This is a genomic window from Bacillus sp. B1-b2, assembly GCF_009183415.1.
Taxonomy (GTDB): domain Bacteria; phylum Bacillota; class Bacilli; order Bacillales; family Cytobacillaceae; genus Niallia.
The window spans coordinates 87,533-111,393 of record NZ_WEHU01000001.1; the positions used below are offsets into that span (position 1 = coordinate 87,533).

The 23,861-nt window shown below is 33.8% G+C and carries 23 protein-coding genes; 22 read left to right on the plus strand and 1 reads right to left on the minus strand.

The genetic code is table 11. From position 1 onward, the window contains the following. Positions 1 to 88: 88 nt before the first annotated feature. The 7 genes from F9279_RS00490 (at position 89) to F9279_RS00520 (ending at position 6,648) form a co-directional block, all read left to right on the plus strand. Positions 89 to 991: a hypothetical protein gene (locus tag F9279_RS00490; protein WP_152110676.1), complete on the plus strand. Its 903-nt coding sequence runs from the start codon at positions 89 to 91 to the stop codon at positions 989 to 991. Between the two features lie 23 nt (positions 992 to 1,014). Beyond that, complete coding sequence (locus F9279_RS00495) at positions 1,015 to 2,274, plus strand: tetratricopeptide repeat protein (protein WP_152110677.1); 1,260 nt, start codon at positions 1,015 to 1,017, stop codon at positions 2,272 to 2,274. A 97-nt stretch (positions 2,275 to 2,371) separates the two neighbouring features. After that, positions 2,372 to 2,917, plus strand: coding sequence for a ReoY family proteolytic degradation factor (locus tag F9279_RS00500; RefSeq protein ID WP_152110678.1), 546 nt, complete (start codon positions 2,372 to 2,374; stop codon positions 2,915 to 2,917). Between the two features lie 128 nt (positions 2,918 to 3,045). Then, positions 3,046 to 3,648 carry a DUF1405 domain-containing protein gene (locus tag F9279_RS00505; RefSeq protein ID WP_152110679.1) on the plus strand — a complete coding sequence of 201 codons (603 nt, stop codon included), beginning with the start codon at positions 3,046 to 3,048 and terminating at the stop codon, positions 3,646 to 3,648. A gap of 64 nt (positions 3,649 to 3,712) precedes the next feature. Then, positions 3,713 to 4,525 carry a sporulation protein YpjB gene (ypjB, locus tag F9279_RS00510; protein WP_152110680.1) on the plus strand — a complete coding sequence of 271 codons (813 nt, stop codon included), beginning with the start codon at positions 3,713 to 3,715 and terminating at the stop codon, positions 4,523 to 4,525. 63 nt (positions 4,526 to 4,588) lie between these two features. Continuing rightward, a complete protein-coding gene (locus tag F9279_RS00515) occupies positions 4,589 to 5,263 on the plus strand; it encodes a zinc metallopeptidase (protein WP_152110681.1) in 675 nt (224 codons plus the stop codon). Between the two features lie 167 nt (positions 5,264 to 5,430). Then, on the plus strand, positions 5,431 to 6,648 hold the full coding sequence (locus tag F9279_RS00520; RefSeq protein WP_152110682.1) for an MFS transporter: 1,218 nt from the start codon (positions 5,431 to 5,433) through the stop codon (positions 6,646 to 6,648). 112 nt (positions 6,649 to 6,760) lie between these two features. On the opposite strand, the gene F9279_RS00525 is transcribed toward F9279_RS00520, so the two are convergent. Further along, positions 6,761 to 7,639, minus strand: coding sequence for a YitT family protein (locus F9279_RS00525; protein WP_152110683.1), 879 nt, complete (start codon positions 7,637 to 7,639; stop codon positions 6,761 to 6,763). Positions 7,640 to 7,917: 278 nt separating this feature from the next. Here F9279_RS00525 and F9279_RS00530 point away from each other — a divergent pair, with 278 nt between their 5' ends. The 15 genes from F9279_RS00530 to F9279_RS00600 all read left to right on the plus strand — a co-directional run bounded on the left by F9279_RS00530 (position 7,918) and on the right by F9279_RS00600 (position 23,740). Then, on the plus strand, positions 7,918 to 8,250 hold the full coding sequence (locus F9279_RS00530; RefSeq protein ID WP_152110684.1) for a nucleotide pyrophosphohydrolase: 333 nt from the start codon (positions 7,918 to 7,920) through the stop codon (positions 8,248 to 8,250). Between the two features lie 57 nt (positions 8,251 to 8,307). Continuing rightward, a complete protein-coding gene (gene dapB, locus F9279_RS00535) occupies positions 8,308 to 9,108 on the plus strand; it encodes a 4-hydroxy-tetrahydrodipicolinate reductase (RefSeq protein ID WP_152110685.1) in 801 nt (266 codons plus the stop codon). Between the two features lie 14 nt (positions 9,109 to 9,122). Next, positions 9,123 to 9,557, plus strand: coding sequence for a methylglyoxal synthase (mgsA, locus tag F9279_RS00540; protein WP_152110686.1), 435 nt, complete (start codon positions 9,123 to 9,125; stop codon positions 9,555 to 9,557). After that, the gene (gene bshB1 / locus F9279_RS00545) at positions 9,514 to 10,260 is read left to right on the plus strand and encodes a bacillithiol biosynthesis deacetylase BshB1 (RefSeq protein ID WP_193224369.1); all 747 of its coding nucleotides are present in this window, start codon (positions 9,514 to 9,516) and stop codon (positions 10,258 to 10,260) included. The genes mgsA and bshB1 overlap by 44 nt, the downstream gene beginning before the upstream one ends. Next, positions 10,257 to 11,393 (plus strand): N-acetyl-alpha-D-glucosaminyl L-malate synthase BshA, encoded by a 1,137-nt coding sequence (gene bshA, locus F9279_RS00550; RefSeq protein WP_152110687.1) that lies wholly within the window; start codon positions 10,257 to 10,259, stop codon positions 11,391 to 11,393. Before bshB1 ends, bshA begins: the two co-directional genes overlap by 4 nt. Continuing rightward, a complete protein-coding gene (locus F9279_RS00555; protein WP_226793070.1) occupies positions 11,353 to 12,600 on the plus strand; it encodes a CCA tRNA nucleotidyltransferase in 1,248 nt (415 codons plus the stop codon). The genes bshA and F9279_RS00555 overlap by 41 nt, the downstream gene beginning before the upstream one ends. Further along, a complete protein-coding gene (locus F9279_RS00560; protein ID WP_152110689.1) occupies positions 12,585 to 13,568 on the plus strand; it encodes a biotin--[acetyl-CoA-carboxylase] ligase in 984 nt (327 codons plus the stop codon). Before F9279_RS00555 ends, F9279_RS00560 begins: the two co-directional genes overlap by 16 nt. Before the next feature lie 235 nt (positions 13,569 to 13,803). Beyond that, positions 13,804 to 14,643 carry a 3-methyl-2-oxobutanoate hydroxymethyltransferase gene (gene panB / locus F9279_RS00565; protein WP_152110690.1) on the plus strand — a complete coding sequence of 280 codons (840 nt, stop codon included), beginning with the start codon at positions 13,804 to 13,806 and terminating at the stop codon, positions 14,641 to 14,643. After that, the gene (gene panC / locus F9279_RS00570) at positions 14,640 to 15,485 is read left to right on the plus strand and encodes a pantoate--beta-alanine ligase (RefSeq protein WP_152110691.1); all 846 of its coding nucleotides are present in this window, start codon (positions 14,640 to 14,642) and stop codon (positions 15,483 to 15,485) included. The genes panB and panC overlap by 4 nt, the downstream gene beginning before the upstream one ends. A 25-nt stretch (positions 15,486 to 15,510) precedes the next feature. Continuing rightward, the gene (gene panD / locus F9279_RS00575; protein ID WP_152110692.1) at positions 15,511 to 15,894 is read left to right on the plus strand and encodes an aspartate 1-decarboxylase; all 384 of its coding nucleotides are present in this window, start codon (positions 15,511 to 15,513) and stop codon (positions 15,892 to 15,894) included. Positions 15,895 to 16,629: 735 nt separating this feature from the next. Then, positions 16,630 to 19,413, plus strand: a complete 2,784-nt coding sequence (dinG, locus tag F9279_RS00580) for an ATP-dependent DNA helicase DinG (RefSeq protein WP_152110693.1) — start codon at positions 16,630 to 16,632, stop codon at positions 19,411 to 19,413. A 117-nt stretch (positions 19,414 to 19,530) separates the two neighbouring features. Continuing rightward, positions 19,531 to 20,004, plus strand: coding sequence for a DUF5590 domain-containing protein (locus tag F9279_RS00585; RefSeq protein ID WP_152110694.1), 474 nt, complete (start codon positions 19,531 to 19,533; stop codon positions 20,002 to 20,004). A gap of 18 nt (positions 20,005 to 20,022) precedes the next feature. After that, positions 20,023 to 21,222, plus strand: coding sequence for a pyridoxal phosphate-dependent aminotransferase (locus tag F9279_RS00590; protein ID WP_319020732.1), 1,200 nt, complete (start codon positions 20,023 to 20,025; stop codon positions 21,220 to 21,222). 325 nt (positions 21,223 to 21,547) lie between these two features. Continuing rightward, positions 21,548 to 22,828: an asparagine--tRNA ligase gene (asnS, locus tag F9279_RS00595; protein WP_413463181.1), complete on the plus strand. Its 1,281-nt coding sequence runs from the start codon at positions 21,548 to 21,550 to the stop codon at positions 22,826 to 22,828. A gap of 201 nt (positions 22,829 to 23,029) precedes the next feature. Further along, a complete protein-coding gene (locus F9279_RS00600) occupies positions 23,030 to 23,740 on the plus strand; it encodes a DnaD domain-containing protein (protein WP_152110696.1) in 711 nt (236 codons plus the stop codon). The last annotated feature ends 121 nt before the right edge of the window (positions 23,741 to 23,861 follow it).

Consider the following 23,861-nt stretch of genomic DNA (forward strand, 5'->3'; position numbering starts at 1 on the left):
CCACATAAGAATACTCTCACATATAAATTGGAGGTATATTTTTATACCTATTCTCATAGCTTGTCTTAAAAAGGTAGTAGGTGATGAGATGTGCAAGTATATTATTGAAAACACGCATATTTTAAAAAGACAGACAGTAAAAAAAACTTCGCTATTAATAGAAGATAATCGAATTGAACTTATTAGGAATTCATTTCAGCAATATCGATATATGAGAATGGATGGTTCCCCCTTTATTATGACTCCAACATCTGTTATATTAGACAATCAAGTTGTAAAATGCATGAATAGGAAAGAGCAAAAACAATATATTGAAGAAAATATTATTAAAAAAGGTTGTACAACGATCCTTTGTTATGTAGAGTTAAAATGGGAGAAAGATTGGTTAGTCAATCTAAGAAAAATGAGGAGTCAATTGGTTAATAGTTCTATTGATTACGTAATTGGTGTAAAGGTTGCTTTAAAACGTTTAACTCCTTCTTTTGCGAGATTATGTAAAAAAGAGAAAATTCCAGTTATCTTTGTAGAGGTAGAAGAAGGCAAGGAACTATACGATATTCCTTGGGGATGGATAAAAGATTCCCTTTTTCCTTATAATGCACCACTAGTTCCAGTTTTTACTTCAACTAATGAAGAGAAAAAGAAGCTAGCGCAAAGTTTATGGTCAAGATTAATGAGAGATATTAAAATACCATCAGTTCAACAGGAACTTGAAAATGGTATACCACTATCATATGAAATTTTAGTGAAAACAGGAATTTACCCTTTTAAAGGTAGTATTAACCAAGGTGGAGAAGTTTCTTATAATTTATTACCCTTAGACTCTGCAAACAGATTTGTTGATGAAAGTGAATTGTTTCTTTATCATTATGATAGCATTCTTGCAACTATTCACAAAGGGACATGCATTCGAGCATTAGACAAAGTGTTTTATCGCCCAGGATATGGGGAGCAATTAGAAGTGAAAGTACCTTCTTTCCTAAGAATTTAGAAGGAGATTAGAGAGGTTATAATATGGAAAGAGTTAATGAAATTATACATTTATTAGAAAATGGAGATCAACAAAAAGCACTAGAATATTATCAAGATATTTTAAATACTGGTAATAATGATGAGCGCTTTATGTTAGGCGAAGAGTTGCTACAACTCGGATTTTTAGAGGAAGCAAAAAATCTATTTCTTGTGCTTTTAGAGGCATACCCTGAAGAAGGAGAACTATTAGTACTAATTGCTGAAACAGAAATGGAAATTGGCAATGAAGAGATAGCTATCTCTTATTTAGAAAAAATGAATCCTAATGACCCTAGTTACCCACAAGGTCTATTGTTACTTGCAGATCTGTATCAAATGGATGGATTATATGAGGTAAGTGAAAGGAAGTTATTAGAAGCCAAAAGTATTCTTCCAGAGGAGCCAATTATTGATTTTGCACTTGGAGAATTATATGCAGAGCAAGGCAGAATTAAAGATGCTATTCAAGCCTACCAATTGGTATTACCAAAGGGAACGGTTGTTGGGGGAGTTAATATAAATGGACGAATTGCTGATAACTTAAGTGCTGGCGGAGCATTTGAGGATGCACTCACCTTTTATGAAAAAGCAATAGAAGATAAGGTGGAAATAAATACGTTATTTAATTTTGCGTTAACAGCACTACAAGCTGGATTATATACTCGTGCCATTAACCGTTTTGAAGAAGTCAAAGCTTTGGATCCATCTTATCATTCTCTTTACCTGTATTTGGCAAGAGCATATGAGCATGAAGAATTATTGCAGGAAGCGTATAATACAGTTGTTGAGGGAATAAAGCAAGATGAATTTAATAAAGATTTATTTCTTTATGGTGGTAAATTAGGATTGAAGCTTGGAGATGAAAAATCCGCTGAAGCGAATTTTAGAGAAGCATTAGCAATAGACCCAGAATTCACTGAAGCTGTTTCTTTATTAAATAAGCTATTTCTAACTCAAGATAGATTTGAAGACATTATGGAACTTGTCGAAATGATGGAAAAGCAAGATATCGAGGAACCACAAATTGTATGGGATGCAGCAAGAGCATTTCATGGACTGGAAAAATATTCAGAGGCATTAAACAAATATCAGTTAGCATATACTTTCTTTAAAGAACTCCCAGATTTTTTATATGACTATGGTTATTTTCTATTGGAAGAAGGAAAAAGAGAGGATGCTGCCGAAATTTTTAATAAGCTTTTAGAATTAGATCCAAGCAATGAAGAATATATTGAGATTATGCATCGACTTACAGATAATTAATACACTTTCACCCTATTAATGAGACGTATATGGTGGGGAAATTCAGAAGTTAGTTTAGAATTTTATAACTGTTGTAAACAGAGGAGGGAATAACAAAATGAAAACCCCTGTATCTGTCAACGAAAAAAAAGACTTCATTCGTTGGTTCTTAAATAATTATCAACTAAAGAGACGGGAATGTGTTTGGATTCTGAATTACTTAATGAGCCATGATCAACTAATGGAAAAAGTTCACTTTGTGGAAAATGCGGAAAAATGTCCAAGAGGTCTTATTATGTCCACTCATTGTGTGGATGAAGTGCCATTTCGATTTTATAAAGAGAATGTAATGACTACAGATGCTGAAAAATCTTTTCATGATATTCGATTGAATAGAGACGAAGATATATATATTCAATTGAACTTCTATGCATCCAACCAATCACATCATTATGCAGCAGTACTTGTAGAAAATCCTTTTATGTCTAAAAAGCTCCAAATTAGTGAAAAGGATAAAATTATTGCAGAGCAATTTTTAGTAACAAGCATTGAAAAGTTTCAAAAAGATAGATTGCTCCAGTTAATTGATGAAGCATTGGATAACGGAGATAAAGAAATGTTCCAAACATTAACACAGCAATTGAAATTTTTGCAGAGAAATTAGATAAAAAAAGAAATCCTTTGATTTAGAAGGATTTCTTTTTTTTATAAAAACAAAAGATGTTGAATTTTTACTCCAAATAATAAACTGTGCTAAAATATACTAGATTAAGAAGGGGGGATGAGAAGAAATTGAGAAGTATTTATTTACTGTTAAGTAATCGCTTATTTCTATGGTTATTATTAATAATTAATATCTTTGGGACAATCTATGGATATTATTGGTATAAATCTCAACTTGCAGAAACACCAACAAAATTTCTACTTTTTGTACCAGATAGCCCAACCGCCAGTCTATTTTTTGTGTTTGTACTAATTGCTTTTTTATTACATAAAAATTGGCCATTGCTAGAAGCACTAGCTGTAGTAACATTATTTAAATACGGAATATGGGCTGTTGTCATGAATATTTTAGTATATGTAGAAACAGGTGAACTATCGTTAGCTTCCTGGATGCTTATATTCTCACATGGAGCAATGGCTTTACAAGGCTTACTCTATATTCCATATTATCGAATTAAATTAATACATATTGTTTTAACTGCTGTATGGACACTTCATAATGACGTAATTGATTATATTTTTGAAATGATGCCTAATTATAGTGTATTGGATCAATATATGAATAATATAGGATATTTTACTTTTTGGCTAAGTATTATTAGCATACTTATTGCATTCGTAGCCAGTAAAAAAGGGAACGAATTGCAATGGAAGATTTCTTATAAATCATAATTTTATAGTATAACCTTGTCCAACTCCTCATACATTTCTATTAGGATATAGAGGAGGGACAAGAATGAAGGCAAAATTGGTTTTGTTATTAATAGTGTTAATTATGCTTACGCCTTATACATTTTCAGTATATGCAAACCAACAATCGCCTAAATATGGTTTAGAAGAATTAGATACTCTATCAGATGAAGTTCTACAGCTAGTTCGCTCGGAACGCTATGATGATGCTAAGAAAATCTTAGAGTATTTCTCTAATCAATTTAGTTCGGTTACTGTTAGTGAGAGTCCTTTTACAATAGATGAGCGTAGAATCTTAACAGGGGCACACGAGGAAGCAGTGGAAGCCATAACAAATACCTCTCTTAATGAGGATGAGAGACTCCATTCTGTACAAAAATTTAGATTAGCTGTTGATGCTGTTTCTTCTGGCCAAGAGCCTATGTGGACGCAAATGGAAGAAACGGTAATGACAACCTATCGCGATATGGAAAATGCTGTGCTTATGGAGGATAAAGAACTGTATAATGAAAAACTAGATATGTTTATTTCGTTATATCAAATTATTTATCCTAGTCTTAAGCTGGATGTGTCTATTGCTCAATTTCAAAAGCTAAATTCATTAGTGGAATTTATTAGCACTTATCGATTGCAAGTTTTTCAAAATAAACAAAACCAAGAAGAATTACAATCTTTAGAAGCAGAGCTGCAAGATGTTTTTAATCAAGTATATGAAGACGAAGCAGATCCTTCTCTTTGGTGGGTTATTATTTCTACAGGCAGTATTATTATCCTAACTCTCTCTTATGTTGGATTTAGGAAATACCTTGGAGATAAAGAGGAAAAAAGACGCGCACGGCAAAAAAGAGATAATATTTGACTTTAAGTTTTCCTCTGCTTACAATAAAAATATATACTACTAGAATAAAATAGGGGGAAAACCATGTTTATTGCGTATTTTATATTAATTCTTCTCGTTCCTCTTTGGGCACAAATGAAGGTGAAGAGTGCATACAAGAAATATTCTAAAGTTTCTACTTCCTCACAAATGACAGGTAGAGAAGTAGCTAGAAGAATATTAGATTCAAATGGTCTTTATGATGTATCTATTGAAGAAACGAGAGGAGTATTATCTGATCACTACGATCCAAGGTCAAAAGTGGTTAGATTGTCTTCTAATAACTATCATGGTCATTCTGTTGCAGCTGCAGCGATTGCTGCACATGAAGTAGGTCATGCAATACAAGATCAACAAAGTTATTCCTTTTTAAAGTTCCGTTCTGCTTTAGTACCAGTTGCAAGCTTTGGTAGTAATGCTTCTTGGATTTTTATCTTATTAGGGATGTTTACTCAACTTTCCGGACTACTATTGTTAGGAATTGTGTTAATGGCTGCTGGTGTACTGTTTCAATTTGTCACATTACCAGTTGAATTTAATGCTTCCAATCGAGCAATGGATCAAGTAGTATCTTTAGGGATTATTCGCAATGATGAAGAAAGAGAAACAAAGAAAGTATTAAATGCTGCTGCGTTAACATATGTAGCTGCCGCCGCAGTAGCAGTATTAGAATTAGTACGACTAATTTTAATTTATACTGGTATGCAAAGAGATGACTAATCAATATATGTAAAAAAACTACAGTGGTTGCTTACTAAAAGCTACTACTGTAGTTTTTTTAATGTGTGGATTTTGACTTTTCTAATAATATAGCGTACATCTTCATCAAGGTGTATAATGAACAATGCATATAATGACAACGAATAAGTAGAGAAAGAAGGGTCTTTTTGCAAACTGCTCCAATAATTGAAGAGAAAAAAGTGCAACAGTTAACCGTTTATCGAATATTATTTGCTATTAGTATAGGGCATTTTTTAAATGATTGTATGCAATCAGTTGTACCAGCATTGTTTCCAATTATACAGCAATCTATGAACCTATCTTACACAGAAGTTGGCTGGATTGCATTTACCTTAAATATTACTTCTTCCATTTTACAGCCAGTGTTTGGGATTATCGCAGATAAAAAGCCTGCACCCTATTTATTGCCAGTAGCTATGCTTTCTAGTTTAATTGGTATGCTTGGTTTGGCATTAGCTCCTAATTTTTATTTTGTATTATTGTCCGTTTTATTTATCGGGTTTGGGTCAGCTATTTTTCATCCAGAAGGCTCTAGGGTATCATATATGGCAGCAGGGAATAGAAGAGGTTTGGCACAGTCTATTTATCAAGTGGGTGGTAATGCAGGTCAATCATTAGCACCAGTGTTTACAGCACTTATTTTTATACATACTGGTCAGTCTGGAACCATTTGGTTTACATTGCTTGCAACAATTGGGATTATTATTCTATTCCAAGTATCAAAATGGTATAAAAAAGAACTACAGCAAAGTTTGTCAAAAAATAAGCAACAATCTAAAAAGGATTTTATTATTAATAAAAAAATAATACTAGCCATTAGCTTGTTAATTTTTCTTGTATTTGCTCGATCGTGGTACGGAGCAGGAATAAGCAATTTTTTTCATTTTTATTTAATTGAAAAGTTTAGCTTTAGTATTGAAAAAGCTCAAATTTTTGTTTTTATTTTTTTATTAGCCGGGGTTATTGGGACATTTCTTGGCGGGCCGCTAGCTGACCGTTTTGGAAAGAGAACAGTTTTGTTATTCTCTTTAATAGGTTGTGCTCCTTTTGCCTTGTTGCTTCCTCATGTTCCATCTTGGTTCGTTGGTCCCTTATTATTTATCATTGGGTTTATCTTGCAGTCTAGCTTTAGCGTAACAGTTGTATATGCTCAAGAATTATTACCAGGAATGATTGGATTAGTTTCTGGGCTTATAGTAGGTTTGGCATTTGGAATGGGAGCACTAGGTGCGGTAGTTTTTGGAGTGATTGGTGATTTATATAGCCTTCATACAATCATGCTGTTTTGTAGTGTGCTTCCTTTATTAGGAGTGTTCACTTACCTACTTCCAACAGACAAAGTTATTAGAGAAATGCATAGTTAAAAATATTTTTTAAGTGAAATACCCCCATTATATACTGCACCCTAAAAGTTAGAGTAAAGAATCTAACTTTTGGGGTGTTTTATTTCGTAAATAAACAATCACTGTAAAAACTTTATTTTTCAATAGGTCTTTTGTATTCATCTAATGTAAAGCCTTCTCCCATTACATCATGTACAACACTAACAGATACAAAAGCATGGGGATCGATGCTTGTTATGATACTTTTTAAGCGAACAATTTCTGTTTTAGCAACAACGCAATACAATACTTCTCGATCTTGTTTTGTAAAAGAGCCATGCCCTTTTAAAACTGTCACTCCTCTATCCATATCCCTCATGATAATACTTGCTATTTCATCATTTAAGTCTGAGATGATCATAGCACCTCTTGCAGCATATGCACCTTCTTGCATAAAATCAATCACTCTAGTTCCAATAAATACGACTACTAATGTATACATGGCTTCCCGGTAAGTTAGGTATGTTAATAGGGATACAGTAATTACACATGCATCAAATAAGAACATCGTTTTTCCAATACTCCAGCCTAAATACTTATGACCGAGTCGTGCAATGATATCCACCCCACCAGTTGTTCCACCATATCTAAAAATTATCCCTAAACCAACACCGATAAACGTACCTGCAAAAAGAGAAGCTAAGGTTAAATCTTGTCTTAGTGGTATATGTAGCTGGATGTTGGGTAATTGAAAGAACCATAAGAAAACAGAAACAGCAAGCGTCCCAATTATCGTATAGATAAATACACTTCTTCCAAGTAGTTTCCATCCGATGAAAAATAACGGTATATTTAATGCTAAGTTTGTTATAGAAGGATCCCATTTAAATTGAGCATATAATAATAACGTGATTCCAGTAAATCCACCTTCGGCAAGTTTATTTTGCATATTGAAATGAACAATACCAAATGAAAAAATAGCGGAACCTAAAAGAATAAATAAAACGTTTTTAACTTTAATTCCTTTAAACATGTATTCGCCTTCCTTCTTCTATCCATTCTACTATTGATTAGCGTACTCATTATAACGAATACGAGTAAGATGAGCAATCGAGTTTAAGTGCTTAATTATAGTTTACCCAATTTTTAAAGCGAAAAGACTAGTGAATCATCATTGATTGAAGCGACTTCAATTAATAGTGGTGGAAAACAGGTATTTATAGGAGTCTACAGTAAAAATTGTTTGTAAAAATGCAATAGATTAGCTAACATGGATATGGATAATACACTTTCTGACTGGAGGAGTTTACTGTGAAAAAAGATAAAACAGTCAAAGACATTCAAAATGAAGTTGATCAATATATTAATCAATTTAAAGAAGGCTACTTTAGTCCTCTTGCTATGCTAGCTAGATTAACGGAAGAGTTAGGTGAACTAGCGAGAGAAGTAAATCATTATTATGGAGAGAAGCCAAAAAAAGAGACAGAAACCGATAAAGAAATAACAGATGAAATAGGTGATATGCTTTTTGTTTTAACATGCTTAGCTAATTCTCTTGATATTGATTTACAGGAAGCTCATAATCGTGTCATGCATAAGTTTAATACTAGAGACAAAGATCGTTGGACAAGGAAAGAAGAATAAATAGTTTCAATAACTGAGCTTATTATAAAGAATACATAATATTAAGGAGAACATAAATTGAATACAATAAAAGTAGTGATTGCTGGACCAAGAGGAAGAATGGGTAAAGAAGCGGTTTATTTAACAGGAAGAACAGAAGGCATTGAATTAGTGGCAGTATTGGATCATAAAAATAGTGGAATGACGCTAAATCAAATCGATGGCTTTTCTGCTTATAATGTACCTATTTATACAGATATAGAAAAGTGTTTTACGACAGAAAAACCTGATGTTCTAATTGATTTAACAACTCCGGAATACGGAATGCATCATGCTAAAACAGCATTAAATCATGGTGTTAGACCAGTTGTTGGGACAACTGGATTTACTAACGAAAATTTGAAAGAATTAGAAAAGCTATGTGAAGACACGGGATTAGGCTGTATCATTGCCCCGAATTTTGCAATAGGTGCTGTTTTAATGATGAAATTCTCTAAATTAGCTGCAAAGTATTTTCAAGATGTGGAGATTATGGAAATGCACCATGATCAAAAGTTAGATGCACCTTCTGGAACAGCGGTTAAAACAGCCGAATTAATTGCAGAGGTAAGAGAAAGCAAAAAACAAGGACATCCAAATGAAAAAGAGACTATTTCAGGGGCAAGAGGTGCTAATTTTGATGGAATGAGAATTCACTCTACTCGACTTCCAGGTCTTATAGCACACCAACAAGTAATGTTTGGTGCAGAAGGAGAATCCTTGATCATTAGGCATGACTCATTTAATCGAGTTTCTTTTATGTCAGGGGTTAAATTTGCGGTTGAAGAGGTACTTAAAGTAAATGTACTAGTATATGGACTTGAAAATCTAATGGATTAAGGAGAGGGAATCGAATGAATATTGCTTTAATCGCTCATGATAAGAAAAAAGATGATATGGTTGCGTTTGTATTGGCTTATAAAAATATTTTTGCAAAGCATACCTTATATGCAACAGGTACTACTGGAACTCGGATAAATGAAGCTACAGGTCTTACTATTACTAGGTTTCATTCTGGTCCTCTAGGTGGGGATCAAGAAATTGGGGCATATATTGCTAATAATAATATGGATATGGTTTTCTTCTTTCGTGATCCCTTAACAGCACAACCACATGAACCAGATGTAACAGCATTAATCCGTTTATGTGATGTTTATTCTGTTCCTCTCGCAACCAATATGGGTACAGGAGAAGTATTAATTAGAGGATTAGAACAAGGTGACCTAGAATGGAGAAAAGTAGTACATGGAAAGACAAATAATATTAACGAAAAACTTAAAAATAATTGAACCTATAGATATACTAGCTTTTGGTGCCCATGCTGACGATGTAGAAATTGGCATGGGTGCAACTATTGCGAAATATGCAAGCATGGGAAAGCGGATTGTTATTTGTGATTTAACAGATAGTGATCTTTCATCAAATGGAACAGTAGAACGGAGAAAAAAAGAAGCCTTTGAGGCAGGAAAAGTGCTAGGGATAGAGGAAAGAATTGCACTAAAGCTTCCTGATAGAGGGTTGTTTTTGGAGAAAATGTCCATTCAAAAGGTAGTGGACGTTATTAGGTTAGTGCAACCGAAAATTGTTTTTACACCTTATTGGGAAGATCGCCATCCGGATCATGAGAATTGTACAAAAATAGTAAAAGAAGCAGTCTTTTCTGCAGGTATAAAGAATTATCAAGGAAATATAGCTACTCCTCATAAAGTACATAATGTTTATTATTATATGATTAATGGGTTCCATAAGCCGGACTTTGTTATTGATACAAGTGATTTTATGCAAACAAAGCTAGGCAGTTTAAATTGCTATAAGAGTCAGTTTGTTAAAAATGACGATGGTGTAGATACTCCTTTAACGAATGGGTATATGGAAACAATAGAAGCAAGAGAGCGTTTATTTGGTAAAGAAGTTGGTGTACAATATGCCGAAGGGTTTATAAAAAGTAAACCGATATTACTACATAAAGATTTGTTAGGTGGAGAGAAATGAAGAAACTAAAAATTGGTATCACTTGTTACCCAACAGTTGGAGGATCAGGTGTTATTGCAACAGAATTAGGAAAAAAACTTGCTGAGAACGGCCATGAAATTCATTTTATTTCATCAAGCATTCCCTTTCGATTAAATAAAATGTATCCCAATATTTATTATCATCAAGTGGAAGTTAATCAGTATGCCGTTTTTCAATTCCCTCCATATGATTTAGCACTCAGTAGCAAAATGGCAGAAGTAATTAATCGAGAAGAACTAGATTTATTGCATGTTCATTATGCTATTCCACATGCAGTATGTGCGATTTTAGCACGCCAAATGAGTGGTCGTGATGTGAAAATTGTAACAACTCTTCACGGGACAGATATAACGGTGTTAGGTTATGATCCATCCTTAACAATGGGCATACGATTTGGAATTGAAAAATCAGATATCGTGACTGCAGTGTCTAATTCTCTAATAGCACAAACACATGAATTAATTGAACCAAAAAAGGAAATTGTGCCTGTATATAATTTCATTGATGAAAGAGTTTATCAAAGAGTAAATACAGATCATCTTAAGCAGGAGCTTTCTATTAAAGAAGAGGAAAAAGTCCTAATCCATGTATCAAATTTTCGAGCAGTAAAGCGGGTGTTAGATGTAGTAAAGGCGTTTGAAAAAGTGACAGCATCTATACCTGCAAAGCTACTCTTAGTTGGAGATGGACCGGAAATGTCTAAAGTGACGAAATTAGTAGATGATTTGCAACTACGAGATAAAGTCTTATTCTTAGGCAAACAAGAAAATGTCGAAGAGCTCTATTCTTTAAGTGATTTGATGTTATTATTATCAGAAAAAGAAAGTTTTGGTTTAGTAGCTTTAGAAGCAATGGCCTGTGGTGTGCCAGTTATAGGCACAAATGTAGGTGGAATTCCAGAAGTAATAATTCCTGGTGTCACAGGTTATATTTCTGAACTTGGTGATATTGAGAATATTGCTAAACAGTCTTTACTCGTTCTATCAGATGATCAATTACATAAGCAACTTGCCCAAAATTCTATCAATAGAGTGAGAGATTTTTTCCGTGCAGATTTAATTGTGAGTCAATATGAAGAAATCTATTACTCCTTACTTGAAAAAGGTGAATAATATGTTTAAAGCCTTTCAAGACGCTATCCCAATGATGAAGCAAATAGAGTCTGCTGGCTATGAAGCCTATTTTGTTGGTGGCTCAGTAAGAGATTATTTATTGAATAAAACTATTAACGATATAGATATAGCTACATCTGCAACTCCAGATGAAATAAAAAAAATATTTCCTCGTACAGTTGATGTTGGTATAGAGCATGGAACAATTATGGTGTTATGGGAAAATAATACATATGAAGTGACGACTTTTCGTACTGAATCAGCATATGTGGATTTTCGAAGACCTGAACAGGTTTTTTTTGTTCGGCAACTTAAAGAGGATTTAAAAAGAAGAGATTTTACGATAAATGCACTGGCCATGGATACAAGTGGTCATATATATGATTATTTTAAAGGAAAAGATTCTTTAGCATTAAAAGAAATAAAAACCGTTGGCCATGCAACAGAGCGTTTTCAAGAAGATGCCTTGAGAATGATGCGAGGCATTCGATTTATTAGTACACTTGAATTCCAGCTTGATAAGGATACAAGAGCAAGTATGGAAGAAAACAATCATCTCCTACTAAATATTGCGGTTGAAAGGATCTCCAATGAATTTGAGAAACTATTAATGGGGAATGCTGTTCAGGATGCAATAAAGGATTTAATTAAAACAGGTATTTTTTCTTATTTGCCAGGTTTAGCTGAACAAAAGAGCGGGTTAGAAACATTCTCTACCTATAATTTAAGTGGCTTAGAATTGGGTGAGCGCTGGGCTATTCTCCTTCTATCAATCAATGTAGTAGAGAAAGTAGAAATAGATACAATGTTAAGAAAATGGAAGTTAGCAGTGAAGCAAATAAAGGAGATACAGAAAATAATCTTTTGGTCTAAACACCGAGAAGCTAGGTTAACATGGTCTAATTTAGATTTATATTATGCTACTTTAGGTCATGCTTTGAGCGCAGAAAGAATTTATCAACGGAGAAATCATTTTGAAAGTTACAGAGAAGTAGATGTATTAGAAAAACAATATGAAAATTTAGCAATAAGAAGAAAAGAAGACCTTCATATAACTGGTTCAGATTTACTTCAATGGTCAGAAAAAAAACCAGGACCATGGCTAAAGCAACTACTAGAACAAATAGAGACAGCAGTAGTAAATCAACAATTAGTGAATGAAAAGCAACAAATAAAGGAGTGGCTAGAAAAGTGTCATCTGATTTAAGAGGTAAGTTAATGGAGGCTTTTACTAATAATCCAGAAGAATATTTATCTGGTCAAGAACTAGCATCCCTTTTAGGTTGCTCCCGAACGGCTGTTTGGAAACATATTGAAGCACTTAGAAAAGATGGATTTATATTAGAAGCAGTTCGTAAAAAAGGTTATCGTATTATTGGTGTGCCAGAAAAGATTGTGTCCGATAAAATTCTCTTTGGTTTAAACACTGCCTTCATGGGAAAAAACATCCACTTCGAGGATTCTGTACATTCTACCCAAACAATAGCACAAAAATTAGCTTTAGATGGAGCTAAAGAAGGTACTTTAGTATTAGCCGAAGAACAAGTTGGTGGTCGTGGAAGGTTAGAAAGAAGCTGGCATTCTCCAAAATATAAAGGGATATGGATGAGCCTTCTTTTAAGACCGAATATTCCCATGATGAGAGCTCCACAATTAACGTTGTTAACGGCCGTAGCAGTTGTACAAGGTGTTCAAGAGGTCACTGGTGTACAAGCACATATAAAATGGCCAAATGACCTGTTGATTAATGGGAAGAAAATGACTGGAATACTAACAGAGGTACAAGCAGACAGTGATCGGATTCATTCATTAATTATCGGAATTGGAATTAATGTTAATCAACAAATAGAGGATTATCCACAGTTACTACAAGAAAGTGCCACTTCTTTATTTATTGAAACGAACAAAAGCTGGGATCGCTCTATTATCATTCAGGAGATTATGCAACAGTTAGAGAAATTATATCTATTATATTTAGATAAAGGTTTTTATCCAATTAAGCTACTATGGGAAAGCTATTCTGTTAGTATAGGTACAACCGTTATTGCTAACACCTTAAATGGAAGCATTAAGGGTTTTGCCAAAGGAATTACAGATGATGGAGTGCTTCTGCTAGAAGACGAACATGGAGAAGTTCATTCCATTTATTCAGCGGATATTTTAATAGAATCGTAAAGATACCCATGGTCACGGCCATGGGGTTTTTGATATAATGCTTTTGTCGGGCAGTATCTATATAGAACTGCACCTATATTTATGTGCAAAATAATAATTATATCTGCCTAGATCCAAAAAAACGGACAAGGACAGAGGGATGAAATGAATCATGATTGACTTAAATCCTTCTATAACTTTGTAGAGGATTTTTCTTTATTATCATCATTCCTCTTCCATTTAAGGAGGAGCAAAATTGAAAAGTACTACCCAATTTCTTAAAATGAAGCAACAAAAGGAGAAAATCACCATGATGACCGCATATGATTATCCTTCTGCTAAAACAGTAGAGCAAGCAGGAATGGATATGATACTTGTAGGTGATTCTCTAGGAATGGTTGTATTAGGATATGATTCAACAGTACCTGTCACTCTTGACGACATGATTCACCATGGAAAAGCGGTTAAGCGTGGAGCAAAGGATACTTTTATCGTAATAGATATGCCTTTTATGACTTATCACCTATCTAACCGAGATACCTTGTTACATGCAGCAAAATTAATGCAAGAAGTAGGTGCAAACGCAGTAAAGCTCGAAGGAGCAGGTGAGGTAATTAACACAATGCATCGATTAACGAATGCTGGTGTTCCAGTAATGGCACACCTTGGCTTAACTCCACAATCAGTTGGTGTATTAGGAGGATATAAAGTTCAAGGGAAAAGCTCTGAAGAAGCAAAGCTACTTTTAGATAATGCTTTGAAATGTGAACAAGCGGGTGCGTTTGCAATAGTATTAGAATGTGTACCAATGCAGGTAGCTAAGGAGATTAGTGAAAGACTTACTATTCCAACAATTGGAATTGGAGCAGGTTCAGCTACAGATGGTCAAGTTTTAGTTTACCATGATGTGATCACTTATGGAGTTGATCGTGTTGCTAGGTTTGTTAAGCAATATACTGATGTTAATGCACAAATTCTACCTTCCCTGCAGGAATATATAGCAGAAGTAAAATCAGGTGCATTTCCGGAGGAGAAACATAGCTTTACAATGACTGCAGAAGAGCTAGAGAACCTTTATGGAGGAATAAAATCATGAAAGTATTAACAAATCCAAGGGAACTTCAAGATTATTTAGGGAGCTTGAAAAAAGATGTGAATATTGGTTTTGTACCTACTATGGGATACCTTCATGAAGGACATAGAGCACTTCTGAAAGAGGCTAGGAAAGAGAATGACAAGGTAATTATGAGTGTTTTTGTTAATCCTCTTCAATTTGGACCAAATGAAGACCTTGAATCATATCCAAGAGATTTTGAACACGATAAGCAAGTGGCTATTGACGAAGGAGTAGATGTTCTTTTTCATCCTTCTGTTCAAGAAATGTACCCTACTTCCATGTCTGTTACAGTAAAAGTGGAAAGAAGAACAGATTGCCTTTGTGGACGTTCAAGACCAGGTCATTTTGATGGTGTTGCAACTGTATTAACAAAATTATTCCATATAGTTCAACCGACGAATGTATACTTTGGGAAAAAGGATGCCCAACAAGTAGCTGTAGTAGATGGACTAATAAACGACTTTAATTTTCCGATTAATTTAGTACCAGTAAATACAGTTCGCGAAGAAGATGGCTTAGCAAAGAGTTCTAGAAATGTTCGTCTTACAGAGTTGGAAAGACTGGAAGCAGGTATTTTATATAAATCATTGGCTCGTGCAAGAGAAGAAGTGATTAAAGGGAATACACCTATCCAAGAAATTACGCTACATCTAAAAGAGTTTATAGAGGCTAACACAAGTGGGAGTGTAGATTATTTAGAGATCTTAACATACCCAACCTTAGAAGAAATAGTGGAACGATCTGGATCAATCATTGTTGCAGGAGCTGTCCAATTTAGTAAAGCTAGGTTAATTGATAATATTACTTTTGACTTATTATGAATGATCAAAACTGGAGGATAAGCATATGTACCGTACAATGATGAACGGAAAGATTCATCGTGCAACTGTTACAGAAGCCAATTTAAACTATGTGGGAAGTATAACAATAGATGAAGATATTTTAGATGCAGTCGGCATGGTTCCAAATGAAAAAGTACAGATTGTGAATAATAATAACGGAGCAAGACTAGAAACGTATATTATTCCTGGTGAACGAGGAACAGGAACCATTTGTTTAAATGGTGCTGCTGCAAGACATGTGCAGGTAGGAGATATAGTTATTATTATTTCCTATTGCATGATTTCCAATGAAGAGCTAAGTAAGCATCAACCAAAAGTGGCTATAATGGATGAGAATAACCGTATCAAATCTCTTCTTCATCAAGAGCTAGAAAGAACGATTTTATAATGTACTTTTTGAAAAGATTCTTGAAAGGAAAAATATGCAATATGCTCGGCTTCTATTGATAGCAGAGGAAATGCATAAATTTCTATTGCTTACTTTGAGCACTAAAAAAGTAAGGGAAAATGCCCACATTTTATCTAGTTAATCGCTGTTTTTCGAGGCTACCGGTCACTTTCTTTCTGGACTTTCTCGCATGTCCTGTGATAGTCGACCGGTAAACCTATTCGTTCTATGAAGTATTACTTAAAGCTTTTTATTAGCATTAGTCTATATATAAATGCCTTTTCAGTAATCTTATAAGCTTAGAAGATTATGCAGATAAAGAAAATAACTTATCTAGCCTAACCAATTATAATTATACGCAATAATACCTAAAATGGCTCCAAAACTAGCTCCGAGCATAGCACCAACTATTGTCCATGGTATTATTGAGTTCTTCCCACTTTTTTTATCCACTTCTAACATCTCCTTTTTATCTCATTCATTCTATCCAACTATACGGACGAAAATTATCATTCGTTTCAACTCACTGTTAATTTAAGAAAGATAATCCATCATCTTCTTAAATTCAACCTAATATTACTAACTATATTCTATAAAATGAAATTGTATTGATCTCTTACCGTTTGGAAAAAATAATAATAAACATGATTAGTGCGGACAGATTGAAAGTAATGTCTTTTCCTTTTTCCTTTTTTATGATACCGTTTGATTGACTGAAAGTTTGAGGTGGGCTTGATGAGTAACAAATTTGTAGTAGTTGATTTAGAAACAAACGGTAATTCTCCAAAAAAAGGTGATCGAATTATTCAGTTTGCGGCAGTTGTCATAGAAGAGGGCAGAATTGTAGAAGAGTATTCTTCCTTTGTGAATCCTTTACAAACAATTAATCCTTTTATTGCTGAATTAACTGGAATTACGGATGATATGGTGGACACTGCTCCTATATTTGACGAAATTGCAGATAAGGTGAAGGATCTCTTGGAAGATGCTTATTTTGTCGCACATAATGTTCTTTTTGATCTTTCCTTTTTAAATGAGGAATTAGAACAAGCGGGATTTCGTCGCTTTATGGGGCCATTCCTTGATACAGTTGAACTATCAAGAATTCTATTTCCCACAGCGGATGGATATAAGCTAACAGACCTTGCTACACAACAAGGAATTGTCCATAGTAGGCCACACCAGGCAGATAGTGATGCATATGTTACCGCTGAATTATTATTGATCCTATTGAATAAGCTTGAAGACCTTCCACTTCAAACATTAAAGCAATTAGAAGTGCTAAGCGCAAGCTTGAAAAGTGATCTAGATGATTACTTATATGCATTAATACAAGATAAACAAACCAAAACGGAATACATACCAGATCATTTGGAAACCTATAGAGGCTTAACATTAAAAAAAGTGACTAGCATAAAAAAGCATGGTTTGATGGATAATGATACCTATTCCTTTGATATGGATTTTCTAGAAAGTAGGATGAGATCTGTTTTAGCTTCTTATAAAAATAGATCTGGTCAAACGAAGATGATGAAAGCCATATTCGATGCATTTACAGAGGAAGTCCATGGCCTAATTGAAGCAGGAACTGGTGTAGGAAAAACATTAGGCTACTTGATTCCTGCTAGCTACTTCTCAATAGAAAAACAAAAGCAAATTGTCATTAGTACACATACGACACAGTTGCAGGAGCAATTAATCCAAAAGGATATTCCGCTATTGAATGAGATACTACCTTTTCCTATTTCGTTTACAGTTTTAAAAGGGAGAAATCATTATATTAGCTTAGATAAATTTGAAGTAGCTCTACGAGAACAAGAAGATAATTACGATGTTATTATGACTAAGATGCAATTATTAATTTGGTTAACTGAAACAACTACTGGAGATAAAGACGAATTAAATCTTACTAATGGTGGAATTCAATTTTGGAATAAGATAAAAAACGATGGAAGCTTCTCTTTACCAATATCTAAAGAATGGGCTGCTAAAGACTTTTACAGAAAAACACGTAATGCAGCTCAAAAGGCAAATATTATAATTACCAATCATTCTTTGCTGGTGAAAGATCTTACACTTGAGCAAAAAGTATTACCTGCATATGACTATGCCATAATTGATGAAGGCCATCATTTTGAAAAAACGGCAAATAAGCATATAGGTTGCCAATTTTCTTATCCTTCTGTCCGACAAAGCCTTAACTATTTCGGAACACTAGATCAAAGACAGCTATTTGCAAAATTAGAAACAATAATGGAAGCCAATTCCTTGATTTATGATAAAAATGAATTAAGTAGAAGTATATTAGAGCTACAATTGGAGTTAGAAGAATTATTCCGTTCCATGTATCGATATGTAAAGCAGTATAAAAGTAAGACAAAAGATGGGAAATTAAGTACTCGCTTAGTAGACGACGGAAGTAGAAGCTGGACCAATATAAAAATGGTGGCAGAAAGAATGTTGTTTCGTTGGAAGGATAGTAGTCGTATGATACAAGATAATCTATCTGCTGTGCTGATAGAGAAAAAGACGTTATCCTCTTATCAAATATTGCAAATAGAAAGAATTCAGCATTTATTAAATGAATGGGAAGAATATAGAAATATACTGCGGGAAACGTTTATTAAGGATAGTAGCAATATTGCATGGCTAGAGGGAGATGTGAAGAATTTTCCTAATAATGCGGCACTCTATACACAGCCATTTTCTATAGCAAATATTTTACAAGAAACTTTTTTTCAGAAAAAGAAGAGTGTTATTTTTACTTCAGCAACTATTACTGTAAACCATTCATTTGAGTATTATGCCAAGCTACTTGGATTAATTGATAAGAACCATATAGAACTACAGATAGACTCTCCATTCCAGTATGATAAACAAGTGGAATTATTAATTCCAAATGATATTCCAGAAATTAATTCAGTGACACTTGATGAATACACAGAAGCTATCTGTAAGCATATTATTAAGATGGCTAAAACAACAAAGGGGCGAATGTTAATCTTATTCACTGCTAATGATATGCTAAGAAAATCCTATGAGTTATTAAAAGATAGCGGACAATTAGAGGAATATGCGATTTTAGCTCAAGGTATCACAACTGGAAGTAGAATGAGGTTAACAAAAAATTTCCAACGATATGAAAAAGCCATTTTACTAGGTACAAATAGTTTTTGGGAGGGAATTGACATTCCAGGGGAGGATTTAACATGTTTAATTATCGTGCGCTTACCATTTTCATCTCCTGAAGAGCCTTTAACAGAAGCAAAAAATGAAAGAATAAGAATGAATGGAGGAAATCCATTTTTAGAAAATAGTTTACCAGAAGCTGTTTTACGTTTTAAACAGGGATTTGGAAGACTAATTCGTTCAGAGGATGATAGAGGGTTAATAATCGTATTTGATCGTAGAATTGTTACTACATCATATGGCGACATATTCATGCAATCAATACCGAATGTTCCTGTTAGAAAAAAAGATATTCATGAATTAATTGCATTTATGGAAGAATGGTTGTAAAGCATGATTAATCTAGTTAAAACTTATATTTTTGTGTGAAAAATAATTTCTATCTAATGTCAAATGCTGTTATAATATACGGAAGCAACAAAAATTGATGTAAAAGAAGAGATGTTTATGAAGAAATGGATATGGATCGGTAGTTTATTTGTTGTAATGATTATCTTTTTTTGCGTACATACTTATGTGCAAGCTATGAAGCCTTATAACACTGCAAAAGAGGAAGCGGTAGCTATTGCAACAGACAAAGCTGATTTAGAAAGTGTAAGTAAATTCAGTATATATAATGGAAAGAAAACCTATTATATTGTTGAAGGTGAAAATACGAAAAATCAAAGCATTGTCGTTTGGATAGAGGAAAAATCAAAGAAAATTACCACCAAACAGACTAAAAATGGGATAACCAAAGAAGAAGCAATTAATATATTATTATCAGAACAGTCACCTGAAGAAGTGAATTCAGTTCGACTTGGGATGTATGATGATTTACCTGTATGGGAGATATACTCTTATACGAATAACGATTCAATTAATTATCATTATATTGATTTTCAAACTGGTGAAATTCTTTTAACCATTGAAAATTATTAAGGGGTAGGAGTGGGAAACGTGAAAATTCAATTAGCTGAAAGAGTTAATGCATTAACTCCATCAACAACCTTAGCTATTACAGCAAAAGCTGCTGCTTTAAAAGCAGAAGGGCATAATGTTATTGGTCTTGGAGCAGGGGAACCAGACTTTAATACACCTAAAAATATTTTGGATGCTGCTACAAGAAGTATGCATGAGGGATATACAAAATATACTCCTTCTGCAGGTATTCCAGCATTAAAAAAAGCAATTGTGTCTAAATTTAAGAATGACCAAAATTTAGACTATGATGTAAATCAAATCATTGTTACTAATGGTGCTAAACACGGTTTATATACATTATTTCAAGTAATATTAAACAAAGGGGACGAAGTAATTATTCCAACCCCATATTGGGTAAGTTACCCGGAACAAGTAAAGCTTGCTGAAGGCGTTCCTGTTTATGTAGAAGGTTCAGAGAAGAACGAATTCAAAATAACATCAGATCAACTAAAAGCGGCGATTACATCTAAGACAAAAGCACTTGTGCTTAATACCCCAAGTAATCCAACAGGTATGATTTATACAGAACAAGAATTAGTGGAGATTGGTCAAGTATGTTTAGAGCATAATATATTAATTATTTCAGATGAAATATATGAAAAATTAGTATATGGTGATAGTGAGCATGTATCTATCGCTTCTTTATCTCCTGAATTAAAAGAAGCAACCATTATTATAAATGGTGTTTCAAAATCCCATTCTATGACGGGATGGAGAATTGGGTATGCAGCAGGTAATAAAGAAATTATTACGGCAATGACGAATCTTGCCAGTCACAGTACTTCTAACCCTACAACTACGGCTCAGTTTGCGACAATTGAAGCATATACGGGACCACAAGATTCAGTAGAAGAAATGCGAGTGGCTTTCGAAGAGAGACTGACTATTATTCATGAAAAATTGAATAAAATCCCTGGTATTCATTGCTTAAAACCAAAAGGTGCATTTTATTTATATCCTAACGTGAAAGAAGCTGCAGAACTTACAGGGTATGTTTCTGTTGATTCTTTTGCAGAGGCACTGTTAGAAGAGGCATTAGTAGCAGTTGTACCTGGATCTGGCTTTGGCACAGATGATTATATGAGGCTTTCTTATGCTACTTCCCTTGAAAATCTAGAAGCAGCAGTAGAAAGAATGCATCAATTTGTGGAAAAGAAAATGATGGTAAATCAATAATAATAGAAAAGGGTGTCTTCTAATAAAGAGGTTTCTGTACTCTATTTAAGACATCCTTTATGTTTTAGTAAATGTGATGTGTTATTAATTGTTGGAATTTCTCTATCTTATTGATTGTCTTTCTATGTAAGAGTATAATGATTTGGTAGTGAGTTTTTTTTCTAACATGTTTTATTACTTGTAGGTTAAAGGTTTTTTTGATTAGATAAATTGCGGTTTTATACCGTTTTATTTTATTAGAATAGTGAAGCTAACAAATCACTAAAGTTAGTACATATATTTATTTTATTTGTTTTTGGAGGAGTTAATTGTGAATAAAGCTACTATAGCAGAATTATCAAAGTATGTTGATCAAGAAGTGAAAGTCGGAGCTTGGATAGCAAATAAGCGTTCAAGTGGAAAAATTGCTTTTTTACAGCTTCGTGATGGATCAGGCTTTGTTCAAGGAGTAGTCGTGAAAAGCGATGTACCTGAAGAAGTTTTCCAAACAGCAAAGTCTGTTACACAAGAATCATCTGTATATGTGACAGGAACCGTTCAAGTAGATGAGCGATCTCCTTTTGGATATGAATTATTAGTGAAAAACGTAGAGTTAATTCATGCTTCTACAGATTATCCTATTACACCTAAAGAACATGGAACTGAGTTCTTAATGGATAATCGTCATTTATGGTTACGTTCGAAACGTCAACATGCTGTGATGAAGGTGAGAAACGAGATTATACGTGCTACTTACGAATTCTTTAATGAGAATGGGTTTGTGAAAGTAGACCCACCTATCTTAACAGGAAGTGCTCCTGAAGGTACGACTGAACTATTTGCTACTAAATATTTTGATGAAGATGCTTATCTTTCACAAAGTGGACAACTTTATATGGAAGCTGCTGCTATGGCATTAGGAAAAGTATTCTCTTTTGGTCCAACCTTCCGTGCAGAAAAATCTAAAACTCGCCGTCATTTAATTGAGTTTTGGATGATTGAGCCTGAAATGGCATTTGTAGAATTTGAAGAAAACTTAGAAGTACAAGAGCAATATGTATCTTATGTTGTTCAATCTGTCCTAAAAAATTGCTCATTAGAATTAAAAACATTAGGAAGAGATGTTACAAAGCTAGAGCATATTAAAGCACCATTCCCAAGAATTACGTATGATGATGCTATTACTTTCTTACATGAAAAAGGCTTCAATGATATTGTGTGGGGAGACGATTTTGGTGCACCACATGAAACAGCAATTGCTGAAAGCTATGACAAACCAGTCTTTATTACGCAATATCCAACTTCTTTAAAACCTTTCTATATGCAGCCACATCCAGAAAGAGAAGATGTTGTATTATGTGCTGATTTAATTGCACCAGAAGGTTATGGAGAAATTATCGGAGGCTCTGAACGTATACATGATATGGATCTTTTAGGTAAAAGAGTAGAAGAACATAATCTAGATCCAGAGACTTATAAATGGTATTTAGAGTTAAGACAATATGGCTCAGTTCCACATTCAGGCTTTGGACTTGGTTTAGAAAGAACGGTTGCTTGGATTTCAGGAGTAGAACATGTTCGTGAAACGATTCCATTCCCAAGATTACTAAACCGTTTATATCCTTAATTACACATGATGTAGACTAAAATCTACTAAGAAAAAGGGAAGAAGCAAGAGATGTTTCGTAAATAGTCGAGAACATCCTCTTATTTCTCCCTTCTTTCTTTTCTAATGATGAATTTTTATTGTAAACAATTACTAGTATTGGCTGATATTCATCATACTCACAAAATATACCCCATGATATACTAGATTAGAGGTGTACTAATGAATAGAACTATGTTATTAAAATGGGTCCAAGAAGGAAATGTCAGTATCCCTACTATACTCCTAACTAACTATAAACATTTAAAATTAAATGAAAAAGAATTAGTGTTATTACTGCAGGTGCATTATTTCTTAGAAAAAGGTAATGACTTTCCAACACCAGAAGAACTTGCTTCGCAAATGACGATCGATATGATGGAGTGTCACAATTTATTAAGACAATTAATGAAGCATGGTTTTATAGAAATTATAGATGGTAATCATGATAGTGGAATACGATTTGAGCGATATTCACTAGAGCCATTATGGAATAAGCTAATAGATTTATTATTCTTACTAGACAAAAAGGAAGAAGAAGCAGTTTTTGAGAAAGAAGAAAAATCTTTATACTCTTGCTTTGAACAAGAATTTGGAAGACCATTGTCCCCATTTGAGATTGAAACCTTAAATATGTGGATAGATGATGATCAACATGATGTAGCATTAATTAAAGCTGCTCTTAGAGAATCCGTCATCTCGGGAAAACTCAACTTTCGCTATATTGATAGAATTTTATTTGAGTGGAAGAAAAACGGTATTAAAACAACAGAACAAGCAAAAAATCAAGGGAAGAAATTTAGACAACATCAAGGAACTAATACCATTTATAAAGAAACAGATGATGAACTGCCCAAAAAGACAGTTCCATTCTATAATTGGTTGGATCAATAATAGGAAATCACTTTTAGAAGTATGAATGATTAAACTACTTGACCAAGTCCTAAATGGAGGATTTAGGACTTCGCCAACAGAGTATTACTATTTTTACCTATAAAATAATAAGGAGTTCTAC